15 protein-coding genes are annotated in these 17,862 nt (G+C 37.3%); 8 read left to right on the top strand and 7 right to left on the bottom strand.

The genetic code is table 11. The features are described 5' to 3' along the window. The first annotated feature begins 575 nt into the window (after nt 1-575). Nucleotides 576-1,766 (top strand): MDR family MFS transporter, encoded by a 1,191-nt coding sequence (locus C8K15_RS13415; protein ID WP_108586910.1) that lies wholly within the window; start codon nt 576-578, stop codon nt 1,764-1,766. 16 nt (nt 1,767-1,782) lie between these two features. On the opposite strand, the gene gyrA is transcribed toward C8K15_RS13415, so the two are convergent. From gyrA to dnaA, 7 genes are all read right to left on the bottom strand, one after another. Next, nucleotides 1,783-4,353: a DNA gyrase subunit A gene (gene gyrA, locus C8K15_RS13410; RefSeq protein ID WP_108586909.1), complete on the bottom strand. Its 2,571-nt coding sequence runs from the start codon at nt 4,351-4,353 to the stop codon at nt 1,783-1,785. 27 nt (nt 4,354-4,380) lie between these two features. Continuing rightward, a complete protein-coding gene (gyrB, locus tag C8K15_RS13405) occupies nt 4,381-6,306 on the bottom strand; it encodes a DNA topoisomerase (ATP-hydrolyzing) subunit B (RefSeq protein ID WP_108586908.1) in 1,926 nt (641 codons plus the stop codon). 38 nt (nt 6,307-6,344) lie between these two features. After that, nucleotides 6,345-6,602 (bottom strand): hypothetical protein, encoded by a 258-nt coding sequence (locus C8K15_RS13400; protein WP_233260486.1) that lies wholly within the window; start codon nt 6,600-6,602, stop codon nt 6,345-6,347. Then, a complete protein-coding gene (gene recF / locus C8K15_RS13395; protein ID WP_108586906.1) occupies nt 6,599-7,717 on the bottom strand; it encodes a DNA replication/repair protein RecF in 1,119 nt (372 codons plus the stop codon). Before recF ends, C8K15_RS13400 begins: the two co-directional genes overlap by 4 nt. Nucleotide 7,718: 1 nt before the next feature. Continuing rightward, a complete protein-coding gene (gene yaaA, locus C8K15_RS13390) occupies nt 7,719-7,946 on the bottom strand; it encodes a S4 domain-containing protein YaaA (RefSeq protein WP_108586905.1) in 228 nt (75 codons plus the stop codon). A 108-nt stretch (nt 7,947-8,054) separates the two neighbouring features. Next, nucleotides 8,055-9,191, bottom strand: a complete 1,137-nt coding sequence (dnaN, locus tag C8K15_RS13385) for a DNA polymerase III subunit beta (RefSeq protein WP_108586904.1) — start codon at nt 9,189-9,191, stop codon at nt 8,055-8,057. Nucleotides 9,192-9,359: 168 nt separating this feature from the next. Next, nucleotides 9,360-10,706: a chromosomal replication initiator protein DnaA gene (dnaA, locus tag C8K15_RS13380; protein WP_108586903.1), complete on the bottom strand. Its 1,347-nt coding sequence runs from the start codon at nt 10,704-10,706 to the stop codon at nt 9,360-9,362. A gap of 521 nt (nt 10,707-11,227) precedes the next feature. Between dnaA and rpmH the strand changes: the two genes are divergently transcribed. The 7 genes from rpmH to rsmG all read left to right on the top strand — a co-directional run bounded on the left by rpmH (nt 11,228) and on the right by rsmG (nt 17,793). Further along, entirely contained in the window at nt 11,228-11,362 is a 135-nt protein-coding gene (rpmH, locus tag C8K15_RS13375) for a 50S ribosomal protein L34 (RefSeq protein ID WP_016428940.1), read from the top strand. A 230-nt stretch (nt 11,363-11,592) separates the two neighbouring features. Then, nucleotides 11,593-11,940: a ribonuclease P protein component gene (gene rnpA, locus C8K15_RS13370; protein WP_108586902.1), complete on the top strand. Its 348-nt coding sequence runs from the start codon at nt 11,593-11,595 to the stop codon at nt 11,938-11,940. Between the two features lie 68 nt (nt 11,941-12,008). After that, nucleotides 12,009-12,779 (top strand): membrane protein insertase YidC, encoded by a 771-nt coding sequence (gene yidC, locus C8K15_RS13365; RefSeq protein ID WP_108586901.1) that lies wholly within the window; start codon nt 12,009-12,011, stop codon nt 12,777-12,779. Continuing rightward, nucleotides 12,776-13,537: an RNA-binding cell elongation regulator Jag/EloR gene (gene jag, locus C8K15_RS13360; RefSeq protein ID WP_108586900.1), complete on the top strand. Its 762-nt coding sequence runs from the start codon at nt 12,776-12,778 to the stop codon at nt 13,535-13,537. Before yidC ends, jag begins: the two co-directional genes overlap by 4 nt. A 170-nt stretch (nt 13,538-13,707) precedes the next feature. Then, nucleotides 13,708-15,093, top strand: a complete 1,386-nt coding sequence (gene mnmE / locus C8K15_RS13355; protein ID WP_108586899.1) for a tRNA uridine-5-carboxymethylaminomethyl(34) synthesis GTPase MnmE — start codon at nt 13,708-13,710, stop codon at nt 15,091-15,093. 30 nt (nt 15,094-15,123) lie between these two features. Continuing rightward, complete coding sequence (gene mnmG / locus C8K15_RS13350) at nt 15,124-17,013, top strand: tRNA uridine-5-carboxymethylaminomethyl(34) synthesis enzyme MnmG (RefSeq protein ID WP_108586898.1); 1,890 nt, start codon at nt 15,124-15,126, stop codon at nt 17,011-17,013. Nucleotides 17,014-17,079: 66 nt separating this feature from the next. Beyond that, a complete protein-coding gene (gene rsmG, locus C8K15_RS13345; protein WP_108586897.1) occupies nt 17,080-17,793 on the top strand; it encodes a 16S rRNA (guanine(527)-N(7))-methyltransferase RsmG in 714 nt (237 codons plus the stop codon). The last annotated feature ends 69 nt before the right edge of the window (nt 17,794-17,862 follow it).

Genomic DNA, 17,862 nt, shown 5'->3' with positions numbered 1-17,862 from the left:
TGTATTAGGCACGCCGCCAGCGTTCGTCCTGAGCCAGGATCAAACTCTCCATAATGGTGAGTCGATTAGCTCGACTTTGTTGCTGGCGTCAAAAATTTGACGTTTATAATGAACGGTTAAGTTCAAGTTTGTTTTCGATACCGACAGGTGTCGGCGGAAGAAAACGTTTTTGCTTCCAGCACCGAAGTGCGTTCCGCTTTATTAGTTGACGTTTTGCTGTTCAGTTTTCAAGGTTCATTTGGTTTTTTATGTTGTCACTTGTTTTGGCGACTCACTTATAATAACAATTCCCCATACTGATGTCAACAGTATTACAAAGAAAAACTCAATTTCTTTTGAGATATCTTAATCGCGAAATACATGAAAATGAACTTCTTCTATATATAGTAGTGTCTGTAACAAACTTTCTTTCTTTTTGTCTATATGCGGAGTTTGCCGATAGTTAAACTCTTGAGATTTTTTTCGTTAATTATTGCTTACTAGTCATTACAAATACTAAAGACTCTTTATTCATTTTTCGAACTATCCAGATAACTTATAGAAGGGTAGTATGAAAGTCAGAAAGAGGGGTTTGAATGCGAGACAAATTTTCATTTCATCCTGTTGTATGGACTTTGTTAATAGGAACTGTATTTGCTAGAGGGGCTAGTTTTATGGCTGTACCTTTCCTTGCCTTATATTTATCAAACACGCATGGAATCCACCCGATATTGATTGGTATAACGATTGGACTATCTCCATTGACTGGAACACTCGGTGGATTCATTGGTGGATATTTTTCAGATCGGTATGGTCGAAAAAAGGTTATGCTTTGGACCATATTCGTTTGGGGGTTGGTTTACTTTGGCTTTTCCCAAGCCTCTCATATCGGAACGTTTATGGTTCTAAATGCATTGAATGGTCTTTGCCGTTCGTTCTTTGAACCGTCTTCACAAGCATTGATGGCTGATTTAACTTCAGTTGATAAACGGAAACGCGTGTTTTCATTACGTTATACAGCTATTAATATCGGGGCTTCTCTTGGCCCGCTTCTTGGCGTTTATGTAGCACAGTTTTCTACTTCACTGCCGTTTTTATTAACGAGTATGATGTACCTTCTATATGGAGGAACTTTATTCATTATGTTAAATCGTTACTCAATCAGAAATGATTTACCTATTCACCAACTTCCGATTCTGGATTCTCTTATCGTGATATGGAGAGATAAAACCCTCCTTGTATTTATTATTGGTGGAATACTTGTCAATATCGGTTATTCCCAAATTGATTCTAACTTACCTCAATACATACAAAATTCTTTTTCAGATGGCATAGCTCTTTTTGCTAAGCTGATCGCATTAAATGCAATTCTCGTTATCGTTTTGCAAGTTCCTTTAAGTTTAGTATCAGAAAAGTGGCCAGTTCTTCGAGTGATGATTTTAGGAAGTATTTTGTTCGCAATTGGTTTTGCGAGTTTCGGTTATGTTACGACAACTATTGGCTTGATGATGGCGATGGCGATTGTCACGATTGGTGAGATTTTCATCTTTCCCTCCACAAGTGTGTTTATAGATCAAATTGCACCTGACAATCGAAAGGGAACTTACTTTGGAGCTGGCCAATTTCGATCAATCGGAAACTTCACCGGACCTGTTCTTGGAGGGTGGTTACTAAAAGATTTCGGAGGTACGCTATTATTCTCAGTAATCGGGATTATTATTTTATGTAGTATTATCTTTTACTCACTCGGTTATAGGAACATACAAAAAAAAGGACTAAGGCGATAATGCCTTAGTCCTTCTCTTATTCTTCGGATGTTTCAGGTTCAGTTGTTGTATTTTCACTTACGTCAGTGTTTGATTCTTCGTCACTCACTTCAGAAGTTAATTCTTTACCTACTATAGTAGTTCCCTCTTCACCGTCTTCATCAAATTCTTCTACATCTTCAGCTTTTTCTACTTTTGCGACAGTTGCCACGAGCTCTTCCTCGCCTAAACGAATTAAGCGAACGCCTTGTGTGCTTCGGCCCGTTATAGAAATGCTATTAACATCCATACGAATTAACATTCCATTAATCGTAATAAGCATTAAGTCTTCTGAACCATCCACCGTTTTTACTGCGGATAATGGACCAGTTTTATCTGTGATTTGGCTTGTCTTAATACCAACTCCACCACGAGATTGTAAACGATACTCTTCTTCAGGAGTTCGTTTCCCGTAACCATTTTCCGTTACGACTAATACTTCTTGACCTGGCTCCAAAATTTCCATGCCGACAACATAATCGTCTTCACGTAAGCGAATTCCTCGAACTCCAGATGCTGTACGTCCCATTGAGCGGATATCTGTTTCTTCAAAGCGCACAAGCATTCCTCTACGCGTTCCGATGATAATGTGTTTCTTGCCATCTGTTAATCGTACGGAAATCAATTCATCGTCTTCTCGTAAAGAGATTGAGATAAGACCATTTGCACGAATATTGGCGAAACCATTAACAGGGGTACGTTTAGTTACTCCTAGGCGAGTTGTGAAGATAAAGTACGCATCCTCTTCAAATGATGCCATTTGAATCATTGCCGTAACTTTCTCTTCTTTATCGACACCTAATAGATTGACGAGTGGTAATCCCTTAGCTGTTCGACCATACTCAGGAATTTCATATCCTTTTGCACGATAAACTTTCCCCGTGTTTGTAAAGAATAAAATCGTGTCGTGTGTTGACGTAAATAGTAAATGTTCTACGAAATCATTTTCATTCGTACCCATTCCTTGTACGCCACGTCCGCCTCGTTTCTGACTTCGGTAGGTATTAACAGGCAAACGTTTGATGTAGCCATTGTGTGTTAATGTCAGTACCGAATTCTCACGTGGTATCAAGTCTTCGTCTTCCATCATTTCAGCTCCACCGGCTGTAATTTCAGTTCGACGTGTATCGTTAAAGCGCTCTTTAATTTCAGTTAACTCTTCACGAATAATTTGTATGACTTTAAACTCGTCAGCAAGAATAGCCTTCAATTCAGCAATCAGCTTTTGTAATTCCTGGTACTCAGCTTCAATTTTGTCGCGTTCTAAACCTGTTAAGCGTTGAAGTCGCATATCAAGAATGGCTTGCGCTTGTCTATCAGATAAATGGAATTGTTCAATCAAACCATTTTTTGCTTCTTCGCCAGTTTGCGATCTACGTATTAACGCAATAATTTCATCAATATTATCAAGTGCTATACGAAGACCTTCTAAAATATGTGCGCGATCTTCTGCTTTGTTTAATTCAAATTGAGTACGACGTTTGATTACCACTTTTTGATGTTCTAAGTAATGATATAAAATCTCTTTTAAACCAAGTACTTTTGGTTGACCATCAACAAGAGCAAGCATGTTAACACCGAAGCTTGATTGAAGAGATGTTTGTTTATATAGGTTATTAAGTAATACATTAGCATTTGCATCTTTACGAACTTCAATGACAATGCGCATCCCATTCCGGTCTGACTCATCGCGAAGATCCGTAATACCATCAATCTTTTTATCACGTACTAGTTCAGCAATTTTTTCGATAAGTCTAGCTTTATTTACTTGATATGGAAGTTCGTGAACCAAAATAACTTCTTTACCACTCGACTTTTGTTCAATTTCAACTTTCCCTCGAATGATGACAGAACCTCTACCAGTTTCATAAGCACGACGAATCCCGCTTCTTCCTAAAATGATACCGCCTGTAGGGAAGTCTGGACCTGGAATAATTTCCATCAATTCCTCAGTCGTAATTGATGCGTTTTCAGCAAGTGCCAAGACTGCGTCAATCGTTTCTCCTAGTTGGTGAGGCGGAATGTTTGTCGCCATCCCAACCGCAATCCCTGATGTACCATTCACTAATAAGTTAGGGAAACGGCTAGGTAGTACAACAGGCTCTTGTTCTTGACCATCATAATTGTCTTTGAAATCAATTGTATCTTTATTAATGTCTCGAAGTAATTCCATAGCGATTTTTGACATACGTGATTCGGTATAACGCATTGCTGCAGCAGCATCTCCGTCTACCGAACCAAAGTTTCCGTGTCCATCAACTAGCATGTAACGGTAACTCCAGTGTTGTGCCATACGTACCATTGTGTCGTAAATTGAGCTATCACCATGCGGATGGTATTTACCCATTGCATCTCCAACAATACGTGCTGATTTCTTATGGGGCTTGTCAGATGTGTTCCCCATACCTTGCATCGCATATAAAATTCGTCGGTGAACGGGTTTCAATCCATCACGTACGTCTGGAAGTGCTCGTGAAACAATGACACTCATTGCATAATCAAGAAATGATGTTTTTATTTCAGTGCTGATATTAATTCCTTTTACTCCACTGTTCGGAATATCTGTCATGCAGGCAACCTCCCTTCACTTGGCTCATTAAATATCTAAGTTTTTCACGTATATTGCATTTTCTTCAATGAATAAACGACGAGGTTCTACTTCATCCCCCATTAATCGATTAAATGTATCATCAGCATCAATTGCATCTTCTAAATTCACTTGTAACAACGTGCGAACTGAAGGATCCATTGTCGTATCCCATAATTGAGTTGCATCCATTTCTCCTAGACCTTTGTAACGCTGAATTCCAGGTTTCGGATGTTTAGGAAGTCTTTCTAAAATTTCTTGAAGTTGTTTATCAGAGTAACAATATTCAACATTTTTGCCTTGTTTAATTTGGAACAAAGGCGGTTGAGCAATATATACATAACCCGCTTCAATTAAAGGACGCATAAAACGGAAAAAGAACGTTAAAAGTAGTGTACGGATATGCGCACCATCAACATCGGCATCGGTCATAATAACAACTTTATGGTAACGAGCTTTTTCAAGTGTAAATTCTTCTCCGATTCCTGTTCCTAGAGCAGTAATCATGGCACGAATTTCTGTATTTCCTAAAATACGGTCAAGACGTGCTTTTTCAACGTTTAATATTTTCCCTCGAAGTGGAAGAATTGCCTGGAAGTGACGATCACGCCCAGATTTTGCAGAACCTCCAGCCGAGTCACCCTCAACGATGTACAATTCACTATCTGCTGGAACGCGTGATGAACAGTCCGCTAATTTACCTGGAAGACTTGATACTTCTAAAGCTGATTTACGACGTGTAAACTCACGTGCTTTTTTCGCAGCAACACGTGCGCGAGCAGCCATCAAACCTTTTTCAAGAACTTGACGAGCAACTACTGGATTTTCAAGCATAAAACGCTCGAATCCACCAGAAAATAAAGAGTTAGTAATCGTACTTACTTCTGAATTTCCTAATTTCGTTTTCGTTTGTCCTTCAAATTGTGGATCCGGATGTTTAATTGACACAATAGCAACCAAGCCTTCACGGACATCATCACCAGATAAATTGGTATCTGCGTCTTTTAGCAAGTTATTTTTACGCCCATAATCATTGATTTCGCGTGTTAACGCCGTCTTAAAGCCGGATTCATGTGTTCCGCCTTCATAAGTATTGATATTATTCGCAAACGAGAAAATATTTGATGAGTAGCCACTGTTATACTGCAAGGCAATTTCAATAGAAATCCCATCTTTTTCTCCTTCAATGAAAATTGGTTCATGTATCGGCTCTTTTGATTTATTTAAATGTTCAACATACGACTTAATACCACCTTCATAGTAGTAAGTATTTGTACGAACTTCTTCTTCTCTATCATCAGCAATTATAATACGTAGTCCTCGGTTTAAGTAAGCTAACTCACGTAAACGATTAGCTAAAATATCATATTCGTAGACAGTCGTTTCAGTAAATATTTCTGGATCTGCTTTAAAACGAATGGTTGAACCTGTCTTGTCCGTTTCGCCTATAACACTTAATTCTTGTGTTACGTCTCCACGTTCAAATTTGATGTAATGAAGCTTTTCATCACGATGAACATAAACTTCTGTTACTTCAGAAAGTGCGTTTACAACTGATGCACCTACACCATGAAGTCCACCAGAAACTTTGTATCCGCCACCGCCAAATTTACCGCCAGCGTGTAAAACAGTCATAATAACTTCAACAGCAGGACGTCCCATTTTCTTTTCAATATCGACAGGAATTCCACGACCATTATCTTCAACTTTAATCCAATTGTCTTTTTCGATTGTAATGGCAATTTCATCACAGTAACCCGCTAATGCTTCATCAATCGCATTATCCACGATTTCCCATACAAGATGATGAAGACCTTTTGAACTCGTTGAACCAATGTACATTCCTGGACGTTTACGTACCGCTTCTAGACCTTCTAATACCTGTATTTGATCAGCATCATAAGATTTTTGCAGTTCTTTTTCTTCCATCGCCATAAAACTCACCTGCTCTTTCCTACTGTTTTCGCTATTATTCAAAAGGGGATTGCCCCTGGATTTAGATTAATTTTCTTCATAATGTTCTGCGGACTTAGTGGTGATGCATACGTTAAAAAAGGAGTAACAATTAAAGACTTTACACGAGGTCTATCTGTTAAGACTCGTGTGCGTGAATTTTGCAGCCACGCGTCCCGCTCTGTCTCTTCCTTTATCTCACGAAAATCTAAAATCGTGAGGATTTCGCTGTACTTGACGACAATTGAGTTGCCGATAACCACATACAAAATACTCACGCTCCTTCATCAACATGTCCTTGTTTCACATTATATATTGCTGCTTGTGTAATTGTTTCGTGGTTAATACCATCCACGCTTGTAGTTGTAACGAATGTTTGAACTTCGCCCTGAATGGTATTTAATAAATGTGACTGTCTATAATCATCAAGTTCGGACAATACATCGTCCAATAGCAACACGGGCGATTCACCGACTTCTTGTTTGATTAATTCAATCTCTGCAAGTTTGAGTGACAACGCTGTGGTGCGTTGTTGTCCCTGCGAGCCGTAAGTTTGTACATCATAGCCATTTACAAAAAATTGTAAATCGTCACGATGTGGACCAGTTAAAGTCACGCCTCTTGCTAATTCTTGAGATTTACTTGCTTCTAACTTTTGACGTAAATAATCAGCCATTTGATTGAAAGTTTTATTTTGATCAAGACCACTGACAGGATTATAGCGAACTTCTAATTTTTCAAGACCACGGGAAATACCGAAATGAATCGGTTCTGCCCATTTTTGAAGAAGCTCCATAAATTGAAATCTTTTACGAATAACACTGACAGCTGCTTGAATATATTGATCTGTATATACATCAAACATCACATCATTTAAAGATGATTTTCCTTGATGCATTTTTAATAAATGATTGCGTTGTTTTAATAATTTTTGAAACGTTAGTAAATCGTGTAAATAAACAGGTGAGATTTGTCCAATTTCCATGTCCAAGAAACGTCTACGTACTTGAGGACTGCCTTTAACTAAATGCAAATCTTCAGGTGCAAACATCACGACATTCAATTGGCCGATATAATCACTTAACCGACTTTGTTCTAAATGATTCACTTTTGCTTTTTTGCCTTTTTTCGACAAAGTTAATTCAAGCGGTAAGCGACCGTACTTTTTTAAAACATCACCTTTTATTTTACCATATTCTTCAGTCCAACGTATTAATTCTTTATCATTTGAAGTCCTGTGTGATTTTGCCATAGAAAGCACATAAATCGATTCCATGATGTTTGTTTTTCCTTGAGCATTTTCACCAATCAATACATTAATCGTTTTTGAAAAACTTAACTCTAACGATTCATAGTTTCGATAGTTTGTTAATTCAAGACTTTCGATGAACATCTTATTGTCCGCTCGTTTGTTCCACTATACGGAATTGTCCAACTCCTGGAATGCTTACAAGATCTCCATCTCGAAGTTTCCGACCTCGTCTTACCTCAACTTCATCATTCACTAATACCTCATTTTCTGATAAAAACCATTTCGACATTCCGCCTGAGCTAATTGCATCAGTCATTTTCAACATTTGGCCTAGTGTTACATATTCCGTTCCAATTTGAAGATTTTTCAAAGCAAATCCATCCTTCGTTTTTTAGTCTATCCCTTCATTTTACTCCATTTTCTCTAAGAAGTAAAAAAGGATAGCCCAGTAGAGGGCTATCCTTCAAATAGTTGATTATTAATACGTGCGAACCGGTAAAATTAATTGCAAAATCGCATCATCATGAACAGATTTTAAGATGAATGGGCGCATTGCACCAGTGAATTGAACCATTACATCTTGACCATCTACAGCTTTTAAAGCATCCATCATATATTTCGCACTAAAGGAAATTTTCAACTCTTCTCCTTCAATCGAAGTTGCTTGAATTTCTTCTTCCACTTTCCCAACTTCAGGTGAGCTTGAAGAAATTTCAACAACGTTGCCTTCTAAAGAACTAAAACGAACAATGTTATTGCGCTCTTCTCGTGCTAATAAAGAAGCACGATCAATGGCTTGCAGTAATGCTTTTCCATTTACAGTCACTGTTGTTTTATATTCATTTGGAATCAATCGAGATGTATCAGGATAATTACCTTCTAGTAAACGAGAATAAAACAATACATCAGAAGTTTTAAATAATACTTGTTGTTGAGTCATCACAATATTCACAGCTTCTGAAGAGTCTCCAATAATTTTGCTTAATTCATTTAAGCTCTTTCCTGGAATGACTACGCTATATTCCCCTTCAGGCATTTGTTCTAAAGTGGTTTTACGACGAGCAAGACGGTGACTGTCTGTAGCAACGCAAACAAGTTCTCCATTTTTCACTTCCCAATGAACACCTGTTAATACAGGACGACTCTCTGAAGTTGATACGGCAAAAACGGTTTCACGAACAATTGATTTTAATAAGTCAGCTGGAATAACAAACTGACGATCATCTTGAATTTCAGGAAGTAATGGATATTCAGAAGGATCTAGTCCAATTAAATGAAACTCTGATTTACCTGAACGAATATGTGTTTGATAGTTTTCATTAACATCTATTTCAACGTCATTAGTTGGTAACTTACGAACGATTTCGTTAAACATACGTGCTTGAACAACAATCGTACCTTCTTCGATAACTCGAATCACTTGTTCTCCATTTTCTTCTGCTTTTATAAATGTTTGAATCGTGATATCAGAATCACTACCTGTTAAGTGTAATCCTTCTTCTGTAACTTCAAGTTTTATTCCTGTCAAAATTGGAATTGTTGTCTTTGAACTAACTGCTTTCATAACATCGTTTAATCCATCTAATAACCGATCTCGCATGATTTCAAATTTCATCAATTATACCTCGCTTATATATTTATTAATGTTTAAAAGAATAATAGAAATAGTAATAGGGCCTGTGGATTTGTTGATAAGTCCACTTTTATGAATACTATCAATCTATCCACATGTTGATAACCTGTCCATAAACTAAGCAGCCTGACATAAGGTTATCCACAGTTGTTAAGTCTTGCTTAATAGACTCTTAATTTGTTTTAGGTCTTGTTGAAGAGCTTGATCCTCTTTTAATAGAGTAGAAATTTTTTCGTGTGCGTGGATAACTGTGGTGTGATCTCGCCCTCCAAATTCCTCACCTATCTTAGGCAAGGAGAAACTCGTTAACTCACGAGATAAATACATGGCGATTTGTCTAGGAAAAGCAATTGATTTCGTCCGTTTCTTCGCTGTGAAATCTTCTAAACGCATGTGATAGTGTTCACCGACCGTTTTTTGAATATCTAAAATTGTAATTTTACGTGGTTTAGCATTCGGCATAATATTTTTTAAAGCTTCCGCAGCTAAATCAGCATTCATATCTTTGTTTACTAAAGAAGAATAAGCTACCACACGGATTAGTGCCCCTTCTAGCTCACGTATATTGGAATCTATTTGGTTGGCAATGTACATCATTACTTCATTAGGAATGTCTAAGCCATCCGCTTTTGCTTTTTTCCGCAGTATCGCAATACGCGTTTCCAAGTCTGGAGGCGTAATGTCCGTGATTAAACCCCATTCAAAACGAGAACGTAAACGATCTTCTAAAGTTGGAATTTCTTTTGGCGGTCTATCACTGGAGATGACAATTTGCTTAGATTCCTCATGCAATGTATTAAATGTATGGAAAAACTCTTCTTGTGTTTGTTCTTTTCCAGCTAAAAATTGAATATCATCTATTAATAGAACGTCTACACTACGGTATTTATTGCGGAAATCAACCGTTTTATTATCTCGTATGGAGTTAATAAACTCGTTCGTAAATTTTTCTGAAGATAAATAAACGACTTTAGCATTTGGGTTATGTTCTTGTACATAATGCCCAATCGCATGCATTAAATGGGTTTTTCCCAACCCCACGCCACCATATATAAATAGTGGATTGTATGCTTTTGCCGGTGCTTCAGCTACTGCAAGAGATGCTGCATGTGCAAATCGGTTACCAGAACCAATAACAAATGTATCAAATGTGTATTTTGAATTTAGCATGCCAGGAGAAAACTCTGGTTGTTCGTGGTCTTTCATAGGAAGAATAGGTTTAGGAAGTGAAAAATCGTCTAAATTTTGATCTTTCGGAACGACAAATCTAATAGATAAGCCTTCACCAGTTAATTCAGTTAAAATACCTGCAATCAAGTGAACATAATGTGTATCCAACCAATCGCGTGCAAATGAGTTTGGAGCAGCGATTGTTACAGTATCTCCTTGATATGTCAGCATTTTTGTGGATTTGAGCCACGTTTCAAAGCTAGGTTTCGAGATTTTATTCTCTACTTGAGCAAGAACACTCGACCATAGTTCTTCTAAATGTTCCAACAACGTACCTCCTTATTTAAAATATTTATTTATCGACAATCTTACACATCAATATGTATAGTCATACACAATACCACAGGCTGTGGATAAAGGTTAATAAGAGTCTCGGGATAAGCTATCCACAGATTATCAACAGTTGTGGATAACATTTAATAGTCGTTTTTGTTTTTGAAGAGTAAAACACAAACATCGTATCAAAAAAAATGAGAAATTACAAGAGTTCTTGATGGTTATCCACAAAATGAATATTCATGCACAACGGTGTTGTCCACAGCCAGTTAGTTTGTGAAAAACCTGTAGATAACACTTGTGGATAGAAAAAATACTCGAAAATGGTTATCCACAAGGCTCAGGATAACCATTTTCTGATTTGTGGACAACTATAAACCATCTAGAGATTTACTGAAGTACAAGCATATTTCGAATTGCTATTGACATTTAGGGAGTAAATTATATATAATATCCAAGACTGTCTGTAGTAGATAAATCGACTTTCAAATATTTCAGGAGGTGTCACATAAATGAAACGCACATACCAACCAAATAAACGTAAACATAGTAAAGTACACGGGTTTCGCTCACGTATGAGTTCAAAAAACGGCCGTCGCGTATTAGCAGCACGTCGTCGTAAAGGAAGAAAAGTATTATCAGCTTAAGTCCACTGATCCGCATCAGTGGTCTTTTTTTTCTTTTCCTATAAGAAACATATAATCAGGTGAAGAAAATCGCTTTACGAAGAAAGTGATAAACATCGACGCTGGCGTATGCCGAAGAAGATGTCAATCGCAGCTTTACTATGAGGGTGAGTAACATCCGGACTGGGCGTGAGTCGAAGCAGATGTTTAATCTTTCTTTAAAGAATGCGTAAAGGTGAAGCAGGTGAATCATGAATAAACGTCAACGAGTAAAGAAAAATGCAGAGTTTCAAAAAATATTTAAACGTGGTAAATCCTTTGCGAATCGCCAGTTTGTTTTATACTTTTTACCAGTAGAAGGACAAGAGGAGTTTCGCATCGGCCTATCCGTTAGTAAAAAAGTCGGAAATGCAGTCGTCCGCAATCGAATTAAACGCTATATCAGACAATCTTTCTTGGAACTGAAAGATGAAATCAACCCAAAGATGGATTATGTCATTATCGCCAGAAATCAGGCGGCCAGTTTAGATTTTCATGAGTCAAAGAAAAGTTTGCAACATGTACTTAAAGTCGCCAAAATGATACAAATGATTAAGTAAAAAAGACAAGAAGTTTTAGATGTATATATATATAGAAGAAATGGAATGTCGTTTTAGGGGGAAGAAGGGTGAACAAACGCTTAGCTTTAGTCCTCACGCTTGTTTCTGTCACTCTATTACTGAGTGGATGTACAGAATATAATCAACCAATATATGAGGACAGTAAAGGATTTTGGAATGAATTCGTTGTTTGGCCTCTTGTTGCGTTAATAACTTATTTTAAGGAATTACTTGGAACTTACGGATTAGGAATTGTTTTCGTGACAATTATTATCCGATTAGCGATTCTTCCATTAATGATTAAACAAACAAAGAGTGCAAAAAAAATGCAAGAAATTCAACCTGATCTAGCTATACTCAAGAAAAAATACAGTTCAAAAGATGCGGCAACTCAACAGAAGTACCAACAAGAAATGATGGCGATGTTTAAAGAGAGAGGCGCCAATCCAGCCGCAGGTTGTTTACCTGTAGTTATTCAAATGCCAATCTTAATTGGTTTCTATCACGCGATTAGTCGCATGAATTCAACGCCAGAAATTAACTTAGGTAGTTTCTTATGGTTCCCACTTGCAGAACCAAGTATTATACTTGCTATTTTAGCTGGGATTATGCAGTTCTTAGTACTAAGAACAGGACCAGCAATGGATAATCCTCAAATGAAAATCATGATGTATTTCATGCCAGTAATGATTGTAGGGTTCGGTATTTTCTTACCATCTGCATTAACACTTTACTGGGTAATCGGAAATGTTATTTCATTAATTCAAAATATGATTATTTACAAACCATGGGAAAAACGCACACTTCAACCTGCTAAAACTGGAGGGGCTAAAAGGTGAATCAGATTACTCAAACGGGTACAACAACTGAAAAAGCGATATCTACAGCATTAGTTAAACTTGGGACGACGATAGAACAAGTTACCGTAAATGTTTTAACTGAAGGCAAAAAAGGATTTTTAGGATTTGGCTCTAGACTTGCAGAAGTGCAAGTCACGGTAAAAAATGAAAAACCTAATGAACAAGTGGATGAAGTCGTCTTGGCTGAACCTGAATCTGAACCTGAAGTTCCAGAAACAAAAGTAGAAGAAGTTGTAGCTCCTCAACAAGAATCAATTGTTTTAGAAAACACCGAGTCCACTCGAGGACTTGCTGTCGAAGAAGCGAAAAAATATCTGAAACAAATTGCCGAAGATATGAAAATTGATGACTTAATTATTGAGACGGTGCAAGACGGTAAATACGTCACACTACGTCTTGAAAGTAAAAAAGCTGCCGTTCTGATTGGAAAAAGAGGTCAGACGCTAAATGCATTACAACAATTGTCTCAGCTAGTAGCCAATAAATACTCCAACCAATTCTTGATGATTCAACTCGATGTTGAAAATTACCGCGAGCGTCGTCAAGAATCATTGGAACAATTAGCTGAACGCATGGCTGATAAGGCAATTCGAACAGGTAAAAAAGTAGAGTTTGAACCAATGCCTTCTTATGAAAGAAAAGTGATACACCACGCACTATCGCGTCGTTTAGATATTGAAACTGTATCAGTTGGAACAGATCCTAATCGTTATCTTGTTATCGAACCTTTGAAGTAATTAACAACGGACCTTACGTCATCAGACGAAAAGGTCCGTTTTCTTATGGGGATAACTGACGTTTCCTACTATCGATTTTGGTGATTTTATGCTATTATTATACGTTAGAGAATCATAATCGTTTTTAGTTATCCACATGTGGATAAACAAGGAAAAGGAGGTGGGCGATTATGGAATTCGATACTATTGCTGCGATATCCACACCTATGGGTGAAGGAGCAATTGCGATTGTACGATTAAGTGGATCAGATGCAATTTCAATAGCTGATCAAATTTTTCGTTCACCAGGTGCAAAAGCACTAAGCAATCAATTAACTCACACGATCCATTATGGACATTTAATTGAGCCTACAACAGGCGATGTAGTAGAAGAAGTCATGCTGTCTTTGATGAAAGGTCCAAAAACCTTTACAAGAGAAGACGTTGTTGAAATAAATTGCCATGGAGGCATCGTAATAGTCAACCAAGTCTTGCAACTTGTATTAAGACACGGAGCACGACTTGCCGAGCCTGGAGAGTTTACAAAACGAGCATTCTTAAATGGGCGTATTGATTTATCCCAAGCAGAAGCGGTAATGGATTTGATTCGAGCGAAGACTGATCGAGCTATGAATGTAGCGCTTGGACAAATGGATGGGAAATTATCACGATTGATAGCAACGCTGCGACAAGCATTACTTGAAACACTGGCACAAGTGGAAGTGAATATAGATTACCCTGAATACGATGATGTTGAAGAAATGACCCTTCCGATGATAATTGAAAAATCAACTTGGGTTAAAAATGAAATCGAACGATTACTACAAACATCCATGCAAGGGAAAATTTTAAGAGAAGGCTTGTCTACGGTAATTATTGGACGACCAAATGTTGGGAAATCATCTCTATTAAATAGTTTAGTTCAAGAAAATAAAGCGATTGTAACGGAAGTTGCTGGAACAACACGCGATATTATCGAAGAATATGTAAATGTTAGAGGAGTTCCACTGAAACTTGTCGATACAGCGGGTATTCGTGAAACTGAAGACATAGTGGAACGTATCGGTGTAGAACGCTCTAGACAAGTACTTAAACAAGCTGACTTGATTCTTTTAGTACTAAACCATTCTGATGAGTTAACCATTGAAGATGAGCGATTATTTGAAGCAATACATGGTATGGACTTTATTGTCGTTATTAATAAAACCGATTTAGAGAAAAAAATTGATACTCAACGCGTTCAAGAACTATCGGGAAATCGGAAAATTGTTACCACCTCTTTACTGCAAGAAGAAGGAGTGGACCAATTAGAAGAAGCAATTGCCTCTTTATTCTTCGAAGGATCTTTAGACAGTAACGATTTGACTTATGTATCTAACGCGCGTCATATTGCGCTATTAAATCAAGCTAAACATACAATTGAAGATGCAATAAATGCAGCACAAGCTGCCGTGCCAATCGATATGATTCAAATCGATGTCACTAGAACATGGGAAATTTTAGGTGAAATAACAGGTGATACAGTTGAGGAAAGTTTAATCGATCAGCTATTTTCACAATTTTGTCTTGGTAAATAAAAATACGATAAACGAAAGGAATGAACGAACATGCAGAATTTTGAAGCGGGCTCGTTCGATGTAATTGTTATTGGAGCAGGGCATGCCGGTGCTGAAGCAGCTTTAGCAGCAGCAGGAATGGGTGCAAAAACTCTAGTTCTAACAATAAATTTAGACATGATTGCATTTATGCCATGTAATCCATCCATCGGAGGCCCAGCCAAAGGAATTGTCGTCCGTGAAATTGATGCTTTAGGCGGCGCAATGGGGAAAGTAATAGATAAAACACATATTCAAATGAGAATGTTGAATACAGGTAAAGGACCGGCAGTGCGTGCCTTACGTGCACAAGCTGATAAGGTCTTATATCAAGCAGAAATGAAACGTTTAATGGAAGAACAAGATAATTTGTCTATTCATCAAGCGATGGTTGAAGAATTAATCGTTGAAAATAATGAAATCCAAGGGGTAATTACACAAGTTGGTGCAATCTACCGAGCTAAAACAGTCATTGTTACGACAGGAACATTTTTAAGAGGTGAAATTATTATTGGAAACTTGAAATATTCAAGTGGCCCTAATAACCAACAACCTTCATTAAAATTGGCAGACAATCTTCGGGATTTAGGTTTTGATTTAGTTCGATTTAAAACTGGTACGCCTCCACGCGTAAACAGTAAAACAATTGATTACAGCAAAACAGAAATTCAACCTGGAGACGATGTTCCACGAGCGTTTAGCTATGAGACATCTGAATTTATCACAGATCAATTACCTTGTTGGTTAACATATACCAATGAACGTACACATCAAGTGATAGATGAAAATTTACATTTGTCACCAATGTACTCAGGAATGATTAAAGGTACAGGCCCGCGTTATTGCCCTTCTATTGAAGATAAAGTCGTGCGTTTTAATGATAAACCTCGTCACCAAATATTCTTAGAGCCAGAAGGACGAAATACTCGTGAGGTATACGTGCAAGGTCTTTCTACAAGCTTACCTGAACATGTGCAACGTAAATTACTTGAAAGTATTCCAGGATTAGAAAAAGCAGAAATGATGCGAGCTGGTTATGCGATTGAATATGACGCAATGGTCCCAACTCAGTTATGGCCAACACTAGAAACGAAAAAAATCCGTAATTTATATACAGCTGGTCAAATTAACGGTACATCCGGTTATGAAGAAGCGGCTGGTCAAGGGCTAATGGCTGGTATGAATGCTGCTGCTCGTGCTTTAAATAAAGAAGAAATTATTTTAAGTCGTTCAGATGCGTATATCGGTGTGTTAATTGATGATTTAGTAACAAAAGGAACGAATGAACCTTATCGTTTACTTACATCAAGAGCAGAATATCGTTTGTTACTACGTCACGATAATGCAGACTTAAGATTAACCAAAATCGGATTTACTGCTGGATTGATTTCTGAAGAGCGTTACGAGCGTTTCGAAGCTAAAAAGAAATTAATCGAAGAAGAAATCATTAGATTGCGTAAAACCATCATTAAACCGAATGAAGAAACACAAAGTATTATTCGTTCGAAAGGTGGGACGGAGCTAAAAGACGGAATTAAAGGACAAGATTTATTGAAACGTCCCGAAATGACGTATGAGGACATTGCAAAGTTATCACCTTCAACTATTCAATTAACAGATGAGATGAAAGAACAAATCGAAATCCAAATTAAATATGAAGGTTACATTGAAAAATCTCTTCTACAAGTTGAAAAATTAAAAAAAATGGAAAACAAAAAAATTCCAGATCAAATTGACTATAATGCCATTTCTGGTATAGCTACTGAAGCGAAGCAGAAATTGAAAGAAGTTAGACCATTATCAATTGCCCAAGCATCTAGAATTTCAGGGGTAAATCCTGCTGACATTTCCATCCTATTGGTGTATATTGAACAAGGAAGAATAGCGAAAATATCCGGATAAGTATAAAAGTGTCTATGTTGCTAATTTCAGCATATAGACACTCTTCATATACGGAAGGGGTCTCATATGAACCAACAACAATTTGTTGAAGCACTAAAAGAAAAAGGGATTGATTTAAATCCTGAACAACTTCAACAATTTAATAGATATTACGAGTTGCTTGTTGAGTGGAATGAAAAAATGAACTTAACTGCAATTACAGATCAACCATCCGTTTACTTAAAACATTTTTATGACTCAATCAGCATGGCTTTTTATGTGGATTTTTCAAAAGGTCAATCAATTTGTGATGTAGGAGCCGGAGCGGGGTTCCCAAGTATTCCTTTGAAAATTTGTTTCCCGCAATTGCAAGTGACAATTGTGGATTCATTAAATAAACGTATACAGTTTCTCACTCATTTGAGTGAACAACTAAAGCTAACTAATGTTCATTTTGTACATTCTAGAGCAGAAGAATTTGGACAAAATCCAAAATACAGAGAACAGTATGATATGGTCACTGCACGAGCAGTAGCAAGATTATCTGTATTATCTGAACTTTGCATTCCATTAGCAAAAGTTGGAGGACAGTTTGTGGCGATGAAAGCTACAGCTGCACAAGACGAATTAAGCGACGCAAAAAAAGCATTATCCATTTTGGGTGCGGAAAAAATTCAAGAATATTCTTTCACTTTGCCTGTTGAAAATAGTGAGCGTTCATTGTTTGTTTTTAATAAAGTGAAAAGCACTCCTAAGAAATATCCAAGAAAACCTGGAGTTCCTAATAAGTCTCCATTGTAATTTTGTGTTTCACGTGGAACATTAATAAAGGATTGGCGAGATTTGTCGCGAATAAGTACAAGTAGTGAG

This window comes from Paenisporosarcina sp. OV554, from assembly GCF_003058165.1.
Taxonomy (GTDB): domain Bacteria; phylum Bacillota; class Bacilli; order Bacillales_A; family Planococcaceae; genus Paenisporosarcina.
The sequence above is the reverse complement of the archived record's forward strand: the minus strand, read 5'-3'. Positions and strand labels throughout refer to the sequence as shown.